The 16,347-nt window shown below is 71.9% G+C and carries 10 protein-coding genes and 1 riboswitch; of the genes, 4 read left to right on the top strand and 6 right to left on the bottom strand.

Going from position 1 to position 16,347, the window contains the following annotated elements:
- Positions 1-38: 38 nt before the first annotated feature.
- Positions 39-1,649 carry a phosphoglycerate dehydrogenase gene (gene serA / locus ACPPVO_RS07700; protein WP_426510557.1) on the bottom strand — a complete coding sequence of 537 codons (1,611 nt, stop codon included), beginning with the start codon at positions 1,647-1,649 and terminating at the stop codon, positions 39-41.
- 711 nt (positions 1,650-2,360) lie between these two features.
- Here serA and ACPPVO_RS07695 point away from each other — a divergent pair.
- Positions 2,361-2,972: a hypothetical protein gene (locus tag ACPPVO_RS07695; RefSeq protein ID WP_426510556.1), complete on the top strand. Its 612-nt coding sequence runs from the start codon at positions 2,361-2,363 to the stop codon at positions 2,970-2,972.
- Between the two features lie 77 nt (positions 2,973-3,049).
- Here the strand turns inward: ACPPVO_RS07695 and ACPPVO_RS07690 are convergent, their stop codons facing one another.
- Positions 3,050-4,192: a serine hydrolase domain-containing protein gene (locus tag ACPPVO_RS07690; RefSeq protein WP_426510555.1), complete on the bottom strand. Its 1,143-nt coding sequence runs from the start codon at positions 4,190-4,192 to the stop codon at positions 3,050-3,052.
- A 124-nt stretch (positions 4,193-4,316) separates the two neighbouring features.
- Here ACPPVO_RS07690 and ACPPVO_RS07685 point away from each other — a divergent pair, with 124 nt between their 5' ends.
- Positions 4,317-4,748: a TipAS antibiotic-recognition domain-containing protein gene (locus ACPPVO_RS07685; RefSeq protein WP_426510554.1), complete on the top strand. Its 432-nt coding sequence runs from the start codon at positions 4,317-4,319 to the stop codon at positions 4,746-4,748.
- 131 nt (positions 4,749-4,879) lie between these two features.
- On the opposite strand, the gene ilvC is transcribed toward ACPPVO_RS07685, so the two are convergent.
- From ilvC to ACPPVO_RS07670, 3 genes are read right to left on the bottom strand one after another with little or no spacing between them, the layout of a single operon-like run.
- Positions 4,880-5,893, bottom strand: coding sequence for a ketol-acid reductoisomerase (gene ilvC / locus ACPPVO_RS07680; RefSeq protein WP_360369334.1), 1,014 nt, complete (start codon positions 5,891-5,893; stop codon positions 4,880-4,882).
- Positions 5,894-5,913: 20 nt separating this feature from the next.
- On the bottom strand, positions 5,914-6,432 hold the full coding sequence (gene ilvN / locus ACPPVO_RS07675) for an acetolactate synthase small subunit (RefSeq protein WP_223101686.1): 519 nt from the start codon (positions 6,430-6,432) through the stop codon (positions 5,914-5,916).
- A gap of 14 nt (positions 6,433-6,446) precedes the next feature.
- On the bottom strand, positions 6,447-8,285 hold the full coding sequence (locus ACPPVO_RS07670; protein ID WP_426510553.1) for an acetolactate synthase large subunit: 1,839 nt from the start codon (positions 8,283-8,285) through the stop codon (positions 6,447-6,449).
- Between the two features lie 215 nt (positions 8,286-8,500).
- On the opposite strand from ACPPVO_RS07670, the gene ilvD reads away from it, so the two are divergent.
- Both ilvD and glyA read left to right on the top strand, forming a co-directional pair.
- Entirely contained in the window at positions 8,501-10,354 is a 1,854-nt protein-coding gene (gene ilvD, locus ACPPVO_RS07665; RefSeq protein ID WP_426510552.1) for a dihydroxy-acid dehydratase, read from the top strand.
- Positions 10,355-10,371: 17 nt separating this feature from the next.
- Positions 10,372-10,458, top strand: a riboswitch (ZMP/ZTP riboswitch).
- An 18-nt stretch (positions 10,459-10,476) separates the two neighbouring features.
- Complete coding sequence (gene glyA, locus ACPPVO_RS07660; protein WP_426510551.1) at positions 10,477-11,697, top strand: serine hydroxymethyltransferase; 1,221 nt, start codon at positions 10,477-10,479, stop codon at positions 11,695-11,697.
- A 45-nt stretch (positions 11,698-11,742) separates the two neighbouring features.
- Here the strand turns inward: glyA and ACPPVO_RS07655 are convergent, their stop codons facing one another.
- Positions 11,743-16,293 carry a hypothetical protein gene (locus ACPPVO_RS07655; RefSeq protein ID WP_426510550.1) on the bottom strand — a complete coding sequence of 1,517 codons (4,551 nt, stop codon included), beginning with the start codon at positions 16,291-16,293 and terminating at the stop codon, positions 11,743-11,745.
- Positions 16,294-16,347 lie beyond the last annotated feature (54 nt).

Below are 16,347 nucleotides of genomic sequence, written 5' to 3'. Positions count from 1 at the left end.
AGCGCCGCCACGCTCCCCGCCCTCTTGGAGGAAAGTCCCTAGTCGGCGGACAGGTCCGCCGTGCTTGCCGCGGTCGCGCCGATGGCCAGCTGGGCCTCGCCGAGCAGATCCGCACCGACCGCCTGGTCGACGGTGAGCGTCATGAGCGCCTCCCCGCCGGCCTCGCGCCGGGCGACCTGCATCGAACCGATGTTGACCCCCGCGGAACCCAGTATCGACCCCACCGTGCCCACCACGCCGGGGCGATCGGCATAGCGGAAGAACAACAGCACGCCCTCCGCCGCCAGCTCGAGACTGAAGCCGTCGATCTCGGTCAGCTTCAGCGACTCGCGCGGGCCCGCGACATACGTACCGGATACCGAGGCTACCCGCCCGTCCGGCAGCGCTCCACGCACGGTCACCAGGTTGGGCTGGTCGGATGAGTCGGTGAAGACCGCGAGTGCTACCTCGACCCCGCGATCGGCCGCCAGATGAGGAGCGTTCACGTACGTTACCTGCTCCGCCACCACGCTGCCGAACAGCCCCTTGGTGGCCGCCAGCTTCAGCACCGACACGTCGTGCTTGGCCACCTCGCCGTGCACCTCGACGGTCACCGACGACGCGATGCCGCCCGCGACCGCGGTGAACACGGCGCCGAGCCGCTCCGCCAGCGGCAGCAGCGGCCGCACCTCCTCCGCGACCACGCCGCCGGCCTGCACGTTCACCGCGTCGGGCACAAACTCGCCGTCGAGGGCGAGTTTGACGCTGCGCGCGACCGCGAGACCGGCCTTGTCCTGCGCCTCCACCGTGGAGGCGCCCAGGTGCGGGGTGGCGACCACGCTGTCGAACGCGAACAGCGGCGAGGCGACGCACGGCTCCTTCGAGAACACGTCGATGCCCGCGCCCGCGACCCGCCCGTCGGCGATCGCGTCGGCGAGCGCCTGCTCGTCGACGAGGCCTCCGCGCGCCGCGTTGATGATGCGCACGCCCGGCTTGACGATCGAAAGCTCACGCACGCCGATCAGCCCGACGGTCTCCGGCGTCTTGGGCAGGTGGATCGAGATGAAGTCACTCTCCCGGAGGAGCTCGTCCAACCCCAGCAGCCGTACCCCGAGCCCCGCCGCGCGCGCCGGCTGGATGTACGGGTCGTACGCGACCAGCCGGACCCCGAAAGCCGCCATGCGCTGCGCGAAAAGCACACCGATGCGCCCGAGGCCGACCACTCCGACGATCTTTCCGGAAAGTTCGACGCCGGTGTACTTCGAGCGCTTCCACTCCCCCGCCTTGAGCGCGGCGGACGCGGCGGCGGTGTTGCGCGCGACGGCGAGCAGCAGCGCGACGGCCTGCTCGGCCGCGGAGACGATGTTGGACGTGGGCGCGTTGACGACCATGACGCCACGCGCGGTCGCGGCCGGCACGTCGACGTTGTCCAGGCCGACGCCGGCACGCGCGACAACCTTGAGCCGGGGCGCCGCGGCGACCGCCTCGGCATCGATGCGGGTGGCGCTGCGCACGATCACGGCGCTCGCGTCGGCGAGCTCGGCCAGCAGGGCGGGGCGGTCCGTACCGTCGATGTGACGGACCTCGTAGTCGTCGGCGAGCACCTCGAGAGCGGCGGGAGCCAGCTCCTCGGCGATGAGCACCACCGGGCGGTCAGGAGGGAGGATCATAGGACCTCGACTTCCAGGCTTCGGTCGGCGTCGGCTGCGGGGCGCGCGACACTGCCCGCCACGCACTGGGGGGAACCGCGACGGGGCCGGGCGGACGGCCTCTTCAGGCGATGGTAGGCCCGCCGCCCCACCCCCCACGGATACAAAGACGTGAGCGCGATCACAACCCCTCACACGAGGCACCCGCGCGCTCGGACACCGGCAAAGTCCACCGGTGGCAAGAAACGCTCACCGTGTAGCGGTCGCACGCGCCCGAGCGCCCCGCCACTCGGGGACCGCAACGCCGGGCCCAACGCCACCCGAGCGCCCCCGCCCGACGCCCGGCCGAGCGCACGTTCCCGCGCGTGCACGCTGCCGCCCGAGCGCCAGGCAGACCGCCGCAGATGCGCCGTGTCCGCACAGGCGCCCGGCGGCGGGTGTACGCGGCCTCGGTACTCGGGCGGCGTCAGGCAAGGCGATGCAGTCCCCGGGCCGAATCAGACGGAGCGCCGCACGGGCGACGCGTCCGCGCGGCTCGTGTCCGCGCGAACGCCAGGGTGGGTGGCAATCGGCCTCTGCCCACCCCACACCGCCTCCGGGCGCCCGCGCGGACGCGTGTCGCTCTGGGCGTGGTGTCGCACTCCTGACGCTCGCCGCCTGAACCCGCGACCGCGCGCGGGCCGTGTCCACCGGCATCAGCGACACACCCGGCACCGGCGCGAGGAGAGCGAGATGAGCGAGTACTACGACGGCGGCTACGACGCCGGTCAAGAGCATGGCTACGACGCGGGGCACGAGCCCGGCTACGAGCCGCACGGTCACGAGGCCGGCTACGAGGCGCACGGCCATGAGGCCGAGTACCGGCCCGGCTACGAGGCGCACGGCTACGACGCGCACGGGGACATCGAGGAGAAGGTCCACGAGGCGATCGAGCGCATCGAGGAGAAGGTGCACGGCTACGAGGCGGGGCACGCTCCGGGGTACGACGAACACGCCGACCACGAGCAGGCGTACGGCGATAAGGCGTACGAGGGCGACCACGGGTACGACGAGGACAAGGCGTACGACGCCGACAAGGGCCACGACGGCGACAAGGGCCACGACGGCGACAAGGCGTACGACGAGGACAAGGCGTACGAGGGCGAGAAGGCCTACAACGCGGACGACAAGAACTACGACGCCGACGCGGACAAGAACTACGACGGGGACAAGAACTACGACGCCGACGCCAAGGACTACGACGCGAACCAGGGCTACGAGGGCGAGCAGGCCTACAACGGCGAGCAGGCGTACGACGGCGACAAGCAGTACGACGGTGGCGACAAGGACTACGTGCGCTCCTGACCGGCCGGCCCGATCAGGGAACAGCGAACGGCCCCGGCGCGGACTCCCTGCCCGCCGGGGCCGTTCTCGCATCGCCCCTACGCCGCCGTGTACCGCCAGAAGTCGACCATCCAGGGCGGCGTCACCGGGCTCGTGGCGTTCACCTGGGTGAAGAGCACGCCGACGGTCGAGGTCGCGGGCGTCACGTACGCCGAGGTGCCCGTGCCGCCGACCCAGCCGTAGCGACCGGGCACGAGGCCCGGGCCCGCGGCCGCGAGGTCGACCGATCCGCCGTACCCCCAGCCCTGTCCCTCCTCGAGGAACAGCCGCGCGGGCGCGCGCTGGGCCGAGGTCGTGGCGTCCGTGGTCATCGCGCGCACGGACGCCTCGGCGAGCACCCGCCGGCCGTCCGGCGCGACGCCCCCGGCCAGGAGCATCCGGCCGAACGCGACCCAGTCGCCCGCGGTCATCGCCAGGCCGCCGTTGCCCAGCTCGAACGCGGGCGGCGTGCTCCACTGGCCCTCGGGGCCGTCGACCGGCTCCAGGCCGTCGTCGCCCGGCTGGTACAGCGTTGTCATCCGGTGCCGCTGCGCGCCCGGCACGTGGAACGCCGCGTCGTGCATGGCCAGCGGCGCGAAGATGCGCTCCGCCATCACCTCGCCCAGCGGGCGCGACGTGATGCGTTCGATGAGGGCGCCCTGGAGGGTGGAGCTGGTGTCGTACAGCCACGCCTGCCCCGGCTGGTAGAGCATCGGGACGCCGGCGAGGTCGCGCAGCCACCGGTCGCGCGGCGGGAACGCCTGCACGTTGCGGCCGTCCAGCTGGACCGGGAACAGGGCCTGGACGGCCGGGAGCGTGAAGTCGGACGGGAAGCCCCAGCCCGTGGTCGAGCTGAGCAGGTCGTGCACGGTGATCGGGCGCGCCGCGGGGACGACGTCGCCGGCCGGGGCGTCCGGGGCGCGGGCCACCAGCGGGGCGGACAGCTCCGGCAGCCACTCCCGCACGGGATCCTCGAGGTGTACCGCCCCGTCGTCCACCAGCGCCATCAAGGTCGCCGCGGTGACGGGCTTCGTCGCGGACGCGATGCGGAAAATCGCGTCCTCGGTCATCGGGGCGGTACCGACGATCGCGTCGCCCACGACGGCGACCTCCCGCCGGCCGTCGCGGTCGATCACGGCCACGGCGCCGGGGATCGCGCCGCTGCTGACGTGGGGGGCGAGAATCTGCTCCAGCTCGCTCATCGGGCCACCGTAACAGCGCGCAACTTATGCTGATAAGTCGGATAAATTCGGACACGGAGTGTTCGGATTTATCCGCGCCCAAGGGGTTGACCCTCCAGTCGCTGGAGACTCCACGCTGGAGGACATGACGATGAACCTGACCCCCGAGGAGAAGCGGGAGCTGTTCGGCTCCTCCGACCCCGACCAGTACGCCGACGAGGTCGAGCAGCGCTGGGGCAACACCGAGGCGTACCGGCAGTCCGCGCAGCGTACGGCGCGGTACACCAAGGACGACTGGCAGTCGATCAAGGCCGAGGCCGCCGAGAACACGGCCGGGTTCGCCGCCGCGTTCGGCGCCGGCGTGCCCGCGGACGACGCGCGGGCCATGGACCTCGCCGAGGCGCACCGGCAGCACATCAGCCGGTGGTTCTACGACTGCTCGACCGAGATCCACCAGGGGCTCGGCGACATGTACGTCGCGGACCCCCGGTTCACCGCGAACTACGACACCGAGCACCCGGGCCTCGCCGCGTACATCCGCGACGCGATCCGGGCCAACGCAGCCCGCCAGGGCTGATCGGTCCTTGTCACGGCGGACGCCGGGATTTCTGGCGGGAGCAACGGCCCGCAGGTGACGCGGGCCCGAGCAATATTCTAAAAAAGGGCCCCTTACTTCATCGAAGTAAGGGGCCCTTCATCAAGCGATCGTCACGCGGTCTCGGTGATCGGGCGGTCGACCCAGCTCATCATCGAGCGGAGCTGGCGGCCGGTCTCCTCGATCGGGTGGTTGTTGCCCTGCTCGCGGTACTTGGTGAAGTTCGGGCGGCCCGCGTCGTCCTCGGCGATCAGCTCGCGGGCGAACTCGCCCGACTGGATTTCGCCCAGAATGCGCTTCATCTCCTCCTTGACCCGGCCGTCGATGACGCGCGGGCCACGGGTGTAGTCGCCGTACTCGGCGGTGTCGGAGACGCTGTAGCGCATGCGGGCGATGCCGCCCTCGTACATCAGGTCCACGATGAGCTTGAGCTCGTGCAGGCACTCGAAGTAGGCGATCTCCGGGGCGTAGCCCGCCTCGGTGAGCACCTCGAAGCCGGTCTGGACCAGGGCCGACGCGCCGCCGCAGAGGACGGCCTGCTCGCCGAAGAGGTCCGTCTCGGTCTCCTCCTTGAACGTCGTCTTGATCACGCCGGCGCGGGTGCCGCCGATGGCCGCGGCGTAGGCCAGGGCCAGCTGCAGGGCCTGGCCGGTCGCGTCCTGCTCGATCGCCACGAGGCAGGGCACGCCCTTGCCGTCGACGAACTGGCGGCGGACCAGGTGGCCCGGGCCCTTCGGGGCGACCATGCACACGTCCACGTCCGCCGGCGGCGTGATCAGGCCGAAGCGGATGTTGAGGCCGTGGCCGAAGAAGAGCGCCTTGCCGGCGGTCAGGTTCGGGGCGACGTGCTCGGTGTAGAGCGAGCGCTGCGCGGTGTCGGGCGCGAGGATCATGATCACGTCCGCCTCGGCGCTCGCCTCGGCCGGGGTGAGGACGCGCAGGCCCTGCTCCTCGGCCTTGGCGCGGCTCTTGGACCCCTCGGGCAGGCCGATGCGCACGTCGACGCCGGAGTCGCGCAGGCTCAGCGCGTGGGCGTGACCCTGGCTGCCGTAGCCCAGCACCGCGACCTTGCGGGCCTGGATCAACGACAGGTCGGCGTCGTCGTCGTAAAACACCTCGGCGGGCATTGTGTTTCCTCTCAGGATTTTCAGGCGGCGGCGCGGAGCGCCGGGCCGGTCGTGATGGAGCGCGAACCGCGGCCGATGGCCACGACGCCGGACTGGACCATTTCCTTGATACCGAACGGCTCCAGGTCACGTAGCAGCGCGTCCAGCTTTTCCGACGTGCCGGTCGCCTCGATGGTGAGGGCGTCCGCGGCGACGTCGACCACGCGGGCCCGGAACAGGTTCACGGTCTCGAGGACCTGCGAGCGCACCGGGCGTTCCGCGCGGACCTTCACCAGCAGCAGCTCGCGCTGCACGCTGGCGGTGGTGTCGAGTTCGACGATCTTCAGGACCTGCACGAGCTTGTTGAGCTGCTTGGTGACCTGTTCCAGCGGCGATTCGTCCGCGTTGACCACGATCGTCATCCGGGAGACCTCGGGGTGCTCGGTCTCGCCGACGGCCAGGGAGTCGATGTTGAAGCCACGCCGGGCGAACAGGCCCGCGACGCGAGCCAGTATTCCGGGCTTGTTCTCCACCAGGACGGAGAGCGTGTGCTTGGCCATGGTCGCAGGATCTCCTACACGTCGTCCTGGTCGAACGCGGGGCGGACGCCCCGCGCGAACATGATCTCGTCATTGCTGGTGCCGGCCGCAACCATGGGCCACACCATGGCGTCCTTGCCGACCACGAAGTCGATGACCACGGGCTGGTCGGTGACCTTCATCGCGGCGTCGATCGTGGCGTCGACGTCGCGCTTGGTCTCGCAGCGCAGCCCCACGCAGCCCAGCGCGTCGGCGAGCTTCACGAAGTCCGGGATGCGGTGCTTGTGGGTGCCGAGCTCGGTGTTGGAGTACCGCTGGTCGTAGAACAGCGTCTGCCACTGCCGGACCATGCCCAGGTTGCCGTTGTTGATGACGGCCACCTTGATCGGGATGCCCTCCAGCGCGCAGGTGGCCAGCTCCTGGTTGGTCATCTGGAAGCAGCCGTCGCCGTCGATCGCCCAGACCACCTTGTCGGGCCGGCCGACCTTGGCGCCCATCGCGGCGGGCACCGCGTAGCCCATCGTGCCCAGGCCGCCCGAGTTCAACCAGGTGCCGGGGTTTTCGTACTTGATGAACTGCGCCGCCCACATCTGGTGCTGCCCGACGCCCGCCGTGTAGATGGCCTCCGGGCCGACCAGGCTGCCGATGCGCTCGATGACGTACTGCGGCGACAGCGTCCCGTCCGAAGGCTCCTCGTAGCCCAGCGGGTAGCGGCCGCGGATGTCCTCCAGCGTCGCCCACCAGTCCTTGAGCACCGGCTGGCGCCCGGCCGCGTGCTCGGCCGACACCGCGGTGATGAGCTCCTCGATCACGTGCTTGGCGTCGCCGACGATCGGCACGTCCGCGGTGCGGTTCTTGCCGATCTCGGCCGGGTCGATGTCGGCGTGGATGACCGCCGCGTTCGGCGCGAACGTCGACAGCTGGCCGGTCACCCGGTCGTCGAAGCGGGCACCGATCGTGATGAGCAGGTCCGACTTCTGCAGCGCGTAGACGGCGCCGACGGTGCCGTGCATGCCGGGCATGCCCATGTGCTGCGGGTGGGAGTCGGGGAACGCGCCGCGCGCCATCAGCGTGGTGACGACCGGGGCGCCGATCAGCTCGGCCAGCTTCAGCAGCACCTCGGAGGCGTGGGCCTTGATCACGCCGCCGCCGACGTAGAGGACCGGGCGCTTGGCCCCGGCGATCAGGCGGGCGGCCTCGCGGATCTGCTTGCCGTGCGGGTGCAGCGTCGGGTGGTACCCGGGCAGCTCCATGGTCGGCGGCCACTTGAACGTGGTCTTGTTCTGCAGCACGTCCTTGGGGATGTCGACCAGGACGGGGCCCGGGCGCCCGGTGCCGGCCAGGTGGAAGGCCTCGGCGAGCACCCGGGGCAGCTCCTCGCCCGACTGGACCAGGTAGTTGTGTTTGGTGATCGGCAGCGTGATGCCCGCGATGTCCGCCTCCTGGAAGGCGTCCGTGCCGATCGAGGCGGAGGCGACCTGGCCGGTGATGGCGACCATGGCGACCGAGTCCATGTAGGCGTCGGCGATCGGGGTCACCAGGTTTGTCGCGCCCGGGCCGGAGGTCGCCATGCACACGCCGACCTTGCCGGTCGCCTGCGCGTAGCCGGTGGCGGCGTGGCCGGCCCCCTGCTCGTGGCGGACCAGGATGTGCCGGACGGTCTCGGAGTCGAACAGCGGGTCGTACGCCGGGAGGATCGCGCCGCCCGGGATGCCGAAGACGACGTCGGCTCCGAGCGCTTCGAGCGAGCGGACGAGTACCTGCGCCCCGGTGAGCAGCTCCGGCTGGGTCTTCTTGTCGGCGGCCGGCGCGGCGGGCGGCGGCGGGGCCGGGTGCCCCCGGTGGGCGAGGACTTCTGGCGTGGGTCTCGTCATCGCTTTAGCACTTTCGCTCGAAGGTGTCTTGGCAAAGGCTCCGGACATGAAAAAACCCCACGTGCGGGGCACGGGGGGCTAGCGCGCTGACGGCAGGCGTCGGCGCGCTAGATGATAAGTACTCGGAGCGACCTCGACGACATGAGCCCACTTTGGCGCATCTCACGGCCTGAGTCAACCTATCCCAAGATACGGAACGTGTCAGACTCGCAGGTATGCCCGAGCTGCGGTCCAAGACCTCCACTTCTGGTCGCAACATGGCCGGCGCACGCGCCCTCTGGCGCGCCACCGGCATGACCGACTCCGACTTCGGCAAGCCGATTGTCGCCATCGCCAACAGTTTCACGCAGTTCGTGCCGGGCCACGTCCACCTCCGCAACCTCGGCATCATCGTTGCCGACGCGGTTGCCGAGGCCGGTGGGGTCGCCAAGGAGTTCAACACCATCGCCGTCGACGACGGCATCGCAATGGGCCACGGCGGGATGCTGTACTCGCTGCCCAGCCGCGAGCTCATCGCCGACGCCGTCGAGTACATGGTGCAGGCCCACTGCGCCGACGCCCTCGTGTGCATCTCCAACTGCGACAAAATCACGCCCGGCATGCTGCTCGCCGCCCTCCGCCTCAACATCCCCACCGTCTTCGTCTCCGGCGGCCCCATGGAAGCCGGCAAGACCATCGCCATCGAGGGAGTCGTCCACGAGAAGGACGCCAAGCTCGACCTCATCGACGCGATGATCGCCTCCGCCAACGAGTCCGTCACGGACGAGCAGCTCGGCCAGATCGAGCGCTCCGCCTGCCCGACGTGCGGCTCGTGCTCCGGCATGTTCACCGCCAACTCCATGAACTGCCTGACCGAGGCGATCGGCCTGGCGCTGCCGGGCAACGGCTCGACGCTCGCCACGCACGCCGCCCGCAAGGCGCTGTTCGAAAAGGCCGGTTCGCTGATCGTCGATCTCTGCCGGCGGTACTACGACCAGGACGACGCCTCCGTGCTGCCCCGCGCGATCGCGTCCCGGCCGGCCTTCTTCAACGCGGTCGCGCTGGACGTCGCGATGGGCGGCTCCACCAACACCGTGCTGCACCTGCTGGCCGCCGCCCGCGAGGCCGAGCTGGACTTCTCGGTCGCCGACATCGACGCCGTCTCGCGCCGGGTGCCGTGCCTGGCCAAGGTCGCGCCGAACACGCAGAAATACCACATGGAGGACGTGCACCGCGCCGGCGGCATCCCGGCGATCATGGGCGAGCTGTCGCGCGGTGGCCTGCTGGACGAGTCGGTCTGGTCGGTGCACTCCCCGACGTTCCGGGAGTGGGTCGACGAGTGGGACATCCGTAGCGGGAAGGCGTCGCAGCAGGCGCTCGAGCTGTTCCACGCCGCGCCGGGAGGCGTCCGTACCACCGAGCCGTTCTCGACCGAGAACCGGTGGAGCACGCTCGACACCGACGGCGCCGACGGGTGCATCCGCAGCGTCGAGCACGCGTACACGAAGGACGGCGGCCTCGCGATCCTCTTCGGCAACCTCGCGCCCGAGGGCTGCGTGGTCAAGACGGCCGGCGTGCCCGAGGAGAACCTGACCTTCTCCGGCCGCGCGAAGGTCTTCGAGTCGCAGGAGGCCGCGGTCGACGGCATCCTCGCCAAGCAGATCGTCGCGGGCGACGTCGTCGTGATCCGGTACGAGGGCCCCAAGGGCGGCCCGGGGATGCAGGAGATGCTGTACCCCACCAGCTTCCTCAAGGGCCGCGGCCTGGGCCGCGCCTGCGCGCTGATCACGGACGGGCGCTTCTCCGGCGGTACCTCGGGCCTGTCGATCGGCCACATCAGCCCCGAGGCGGCCGGCGGCGGGCTCATCGCGCTCGTCGAGGACGGCGACCGCATCGACATCGATATCCCGGCCCGCTCCATCCAGCTCGTCGTCTCCGACGAGGCGCTGGCCGCGCGGAAGATCGCGCAGGAGAAGCGGGAGCGGCCGTACACCCCGCTCGACCGCGAGCGGCCGGTGTCGGCGGCGCTGCGGGCGTACGCATCGATGGCCACCTCGGCGAGTGACGGCGCTTACCGCAAGGTTCCGTAAATTGCACTATGATGTGCGTCAGTCACCGCGACTGGCGCACATCAAGGTGGAACCGACCACCGGGGAGCTTCCGATCGCGGGCACCGCGCGCCTGGGTGCCCCGTCGCATCAGGAGGCTGTGCATGCACGACTCTCAGGTGTTCGACCTGATCCGCGCCGAGACCCAGCGCCAGCACGACACCCTGCGGATGATCGCATCGGAGAACTACGTCTCCCGGGCCGTCCTCGAGGCGACCGGCTCCGTGCTGACCAACAAGTACTCCGAGGGCTACCCCGGCAAGCGGTACTACGAGGGCCAGCGCTTCATCGACCCCATCGAGGAGCTGGCGATCGAGCGCGCGAAGTCGCTGTTCGGCGTCGAGCACGCCAACGTCCAGCCGTACTCGGGCTCGCCCGCGAACCTCGCCGTGTACCTGGCCCTGGCCAAGCCCGGCGACACCGTCATGGGCATGGCGCTGCCGATGGGCGGGCACCTCACGCACGGCTGGCCGGTCTCGGCGACGGGCGCGTGGTTCAAGCCGGTGCAGTACACCGTCCGCCGCGACACCGGCCGCGTCGACTTCGACGAGGTCCGCGACCTGGCCCTGCGCTCCCGCCCCCGCCTGATCTTCGCCGGCGGCACGGCCATCCCGCGCACGATCGACTTCCCGCGCTTCGCCGAGATCGCCCGCGAGGTCGACGCGGTGCTGGTCGCCGACATCGCGCACATCGCCGGCCTCATCGCGGGCGGCGCGCACCCGTCCCCGGTCGGCCACGCCGGCATCATCTCGACCACGACGCACAAGACCCTCCGCGGCCCGCGCGGCGCGATGCTCATGTGCGACGCCGAGCACGCCAAGGCGATCGACAAGGCCGTGTTCCCGGGCCTGCAGGGCGGCCCGCACAACCACACCACCGCGGCGATCGCGGTCGCACTGGGCGAGGCGGCGCTTCCTTCCTTCCGGGTGTACGCCGAGCAGGTCGTCGCCAACGCCCGCGCCCTGGCCACAGCCCTCATCGAGCGCGGCTTCGACCTGGTGTCGGGCGGCACCGACAACCACCTGATCCTGCTCGACCTCACCGGCAAGGGCATCGGCGGCAAGCCGGTCGCGAAGGCCCTGGACCGCGCGGGCATCGAGACGAACTACAACACCGTGCCGTACGACACGCGCAAGCCCTTCGACCCTTCGGGCGTCCGCCTGGGCACGCCGGCCCTGACGACCCGCGGCCTGACCGAGGCCCAGATGCCCCAGGTGGCCAACTGGATCTCGCGCGCCGTGGACGCCGCCCTGAAGTCGGACGACGAGGCCCTGGACACCATCGCGGGCGAGGTGCGGGACCTGCTGTCGGCGTACCCGATCTGAGCCCTCGAGGGCGTCCGCCGTTCCCGGCGGGCGCCCTCGCTCAGTTCACTTCCGGCGCCCGAACCGCCGGGTCTTCTCCTTGGGCTCCTCATCGAGGTTGAGCTCGAGCGGCGCGAGGTCCTCGAACGCGGAGAGCTCACGCTTGCGCTGCTCAGGGATGCGCTCCCCGTCTCCGCGGGCCGCCTCGTTCCGCGGCGCGGGCGCCTGTGCCGCCCCGCCACGGGGGGCCTGCGCCGGCGCGCTGCGGGGGGCCTGCGCCGGCTCTTCGCTTCGGGGGGCCCCACGATCCCAGCGACTGGTCGCCTCGGTCGCCCACTCGTTGCCGTGCTCCTCGACGCCACGGGCGCCCTGGTCCTTGTCCTTGTCTTTGTTCCGCCCCCACCGAGACTTCTTGACCTTCTCGGAGCCTTCGGCAACGGCCGCGGGCCCAGCCGCCGCGGGAGCGTCCCACCACGCCTCTTCGGACGCGGGCTTGTCCGCCCGCCCACCGGCGGCCGCACCGTTCGCGGCGTCGGGCTCGTTCCCCCACCCCGCTGACGGCCGCGGCGGGTCCGCCCAGCCTGCGGCCGATCCGTTCGCGGCCGCGGGCCTGTCCGTCCGCCCTGCAGCCGGTCCACTCACGGCCTCGGGCTTCTCGCCCCAGCCCGCCTCGGGCTTCTCGCCCCAGCCCGCCTCGGGCTTCTCGCCCCACCCCGCCGCGGGTTGGGGGCTGTCGCCCCACCCGGCAGCGGGCTTCGGCTCATCCGCCCACCTTGCGGCGGGTCCGTTCGCGTCACGCCCTCCATCGGCATGCGCGCCGACGCCCTCGCTCTGGGCCTCCCAAGCCCCGGCGCCCCGCCCACCACGGCCGGCGCCCTCGGACCTGGTCTCCCACGCATCGGTGGTACGCCCATCCCGGCCAAACCCCTGCGGCCCACGACCGTCCGCCTGGGCTTCCCACGCCTCGGCAGCACGCCCACCGCGGTCCAAGGCCTCAGGCTGCGGGCTTCCGACGCCCTGACCCCCGCCGGACCAGCCCGCGGTCCCATCGTCATCACCCTCAGCCGCCGACTGCGACCGATCCCGCCGCCGAATCGACCGCGAGGCCGCATCGGAGTCCCAGGTCCGCCGCAGGTCCAGGGGCTTGGCCTCGAGCTCAGGGGTGTCCCCGTTGAACAGACTGCCGGCAAAGGCCGCCCGCTCCGGACGCCGCCGCCGATCCCCAGGCGCGCCCTGTTCCGAGCCCCGCCCATCCCGAGCCACGTCGTCAACGGCCTCACCCGCAGACCGCCACTCCACCGACGGCCGCTCAGCCGCGGAGGGCTCGGGCGCAGTACGCCACTCAACGGAGGGCCGCCCGTCATTCCGCGCGGGCGCCGCCGGCTCCGACTGCCAATCACTTGGAGCCCGCTCGCCCCCGGACCGCCACTCAACCGACGGCCGCTCGGAGGCCGCCTGCCGCTCAACCGACGGCCGCTCAGGCGCTGTCTGCCACTCGACGTTCGGCCGCTCGGAGGCCGCCTGCCACTCAACCGACGGCCGCTCAGGCGCCGCCTGCCACTCGACGCTCGGCCGCTCGGAGGCCGCCTGCCACTCAACCGACGGCCGCTCAGGCGCCGCCTGCCACTCGACGCTCGGCCGCTCGGACGCGGACCGCCTGTCAACCGATGCCCGCTCGGACGCGCCCTGCCAGTCGCCCCCAGGCCGCTCGGACGCGGAGCGCCACTCAACGGACGGCCGCTCGGACGCGGGGGACTCAGTGGCCGAGCGCCACTCGACAGAGGGCCGCTCGGGCGCGGAAGGCCCAGACGACTCCGGCGAGAGCCAGTCCACCGAGGGCCGCTCAGCCGCACGCTGCCCCGACTCGGCCGCCGGCGGCGGCCACTCCGCAGCGGGCCGCCGTGCCCCCTCGGACGCCGCACCCCAAGGCTCCCGCCCGGACGCGCGCCAATCATCAACCGGCTGGGGCGCACGGGTCTCGGCCACCGGCTCAGGAGCCCGACGCTCCCGCCACGACTCATCGACGGGCTCGGGCGCACGAACGTCCCGCCACGACTCACTCACAGGCTCGGGCGCACGAACATCCCGCCACGACTCACTCACAGGCTCGGGCGCACGAACGTCCCGCCAGGAGTCGGCCACCGGCTCGGGCGCCCGCGCCTCACGCCACGACGGCTCATTCACCGGCTCGGGCGCGCGGCTCTCCCGCCACGAATCGGCCACCGGCTCGGGCGCGCGCCACGACTCCGCCGCCGGCTCCGACGAACGCCACGACGGGTCCGCCACAGGCTCGGACGCGCGCCACGACTCCGCCACAGGCTCAGCCAACCGGCCCTCACGCCACGACTCCGCCACAGGCTCAGCCAACCGGCCCTCACGCCACGACTCCGCCACAGGCTCAGCCAACCGGCCCTCACGCCACGACTCCGCCACAGGCTCAGCCGACCGGCCCTCACGCCACGACGGCTCAGCGGCCGGCCCCGAAGAATGCCGCGACGGCTCCGACGAACGCCACGACTCCGCCGCCGGCTCGGACGCCTGCGACTCCCGCCACGACGGCTCAGATGCCCGCGACTCCCGCCAGGAATCCGCCACCGCTTCAGGAGCCCGGTTCTCGGCGGCGGGCGTCTCCCGCCACGCCTCCGCGCGGCTCGGCTGGAAGTCGGCGCCGGTCTCGGGCGAAGTGCCCGCCTCGTCGGTCGCCGGGAAGTCGTCGTCCTCGCTCGACCAGCGGAAACGCTCGCCCGGGGCCGGTGTGTCGCCGCCCATCGGGGACCAGGAACGCCGCGCCGCGGACGCGCGGGAGCCGGGCTCGGACGTGTCCTCCGCGGCCCAGGCCGCCAGCCGGCTGGCGGAGTCGTTGTCCCAGTTTCCGACCAGCTCGCGGGTCGAACGAGCCTCCCAGGAACTGTCCGATTCGTCATGACCGCGCACGTCGTCGTCCTCACTGCGCCGCGCGGACGCGTCAGGGGTACGGTCCGAACGAGATGCACCGCCGGACTCAGAGTTGCGATCAAGGGGAGACGGGGCGCCGTTCGCGCTGTCGATGTTCCCGTCACGGTTGAAGCGGGACATACCGTTCGGCTCCGAATCGCGGGCGGAGCCGGACGAATCACCAAAATCCGGGTCGCGACCGCGCGAGGAGACGCCGAACGAGTCGTTGTCCACACCGCGAGCATCGTCGCTCCGCTGCGCAGGCGCGTCGGACGCTCGGTCAGAACGAGACGCGTCCCGGTCAAGGCGGGATGAGGCGCCCGAGCCCGGGTCGCGGTCGAAGCGGGACGTCGCGCCGCGAGCCTGTTCCTGGTCGAAGCGGGAGGTGCGGTCCGAGTCGCGGTCGAAGCGGGACGCCCCGTCGGAGGGCTGGTCCCGGTCGAAGCGGGAAGCGCGGCTCGGGTCGCGATCGAACCGGGACGTGCGGTCCGCATCGGCGTCGGCGTGGAAGGCCGCCTCCGCGCCGTCCAGATCGGGGTCGGCGTGGAAGGCCGCCTCCGCGCCGTCAAGATCGGGGACGGCCGCGGCCTCGCCCCGGGTCGCGGCGCCCTTCGTCAGGCGGCTCAGCCGGGCGCGCATCGCGCCGTTGCCCGGGCGCCAGGTCGAGGGCGGGGCGGCGGGCTCCCCGACGCCTCCGAGCACGGCCGGAGGGCCCGGAGGCGCGGACGACGCCGGCGGCGAGGATGCCGCGGCGGCGAAGGCCGCGTCCGTCGGTGACGTGGCGGCCGGGCGCTCCTCGGGCGGCGCGCTCGCCTCGCGGGCGAAGGTGCGCGGCAGCGGCAGGGGCTCCGGCAGCTCGTTGCCCGCCGCGAGGACGAGGAGCCGCTCCATGACGTGGAGATCGACGCGGTACGGCTCGGCCGCCAGCCAGCGCCCGGCCGCGTCCGCCATCTCGTGGGAATGGACGAGGTGCAGGTGCTCGCCGGGCGCGACGGAGATCACCAGGTCCTCGGAGACGTCGCCGCGGGAGGGGGCGACCACGAGGTACCCCCGCACCGAACCCCCGACCTTGGCCAGCTGCTCGCGCCAGGTGTGCACCTCCGCGGCGAGGCCGTCGACGTCCTCCGAGCCGGGCACGAACAGGCGGCCGCCGCGCAGCACCTGCCCCGCGGCGTCCATCGTGAACTCGCCGTGCGGCCAGACCGTCGGCAGGAACAGCGCGACGCGGCGCCCGGCCGACACGAGATGCGTGCAGCCACCCTCGCCCAGCGCGAAGAAGCGGGCGCTCGGGATCGCCTCGAGCTCCTTCAGGCGCGGGAGCGTGTCATCGGGCTTGCCCCACCAGCGGCGCCCGCTCACGGCCTCGTCGATCGACAGCCGCGACACCCGACGCGCATCAAGAAGAAGAGCAGAAAGAAAGGAACCTGCCAGTGGTACCACATAAGCGAGATTGATCCCGATAAAGCCAAGAACGCCGCCAATGTCGAACCAGCCGTCCGGCAGGCGACCGCGCGTGGCCGCACCCCAGGCGACGGCGCCCGCGACGACGGTCAGGATCGCGAAGAGCGGGAAGCCGCGCAGCGTGAGCACCACCACACCGGCGAGCGCCACGATCGCCGCGGCGCCGAACAGGATGCTCAGCTCCTTGATCCCCCAGCCGGCCACGGCCAGCGCGACCAGCACCGAGGCGGCCAGCAGTACGGCCGCGACGAGGCCGGTCGGGCGCACCGCGACCCG

Origin of the sequence: Dactylosporangium sp. McL0621 (assembly GCF_049995355.1) — a bacterium.
GTDB lineage: Bacteria > Actinomycetota > Actinomycetes > Mycobacteriales > Micromonosporaceae > Dactylosporangium.
This window is presented reverse-complemented; position numbering and strand designations above follow the sequence as displayed.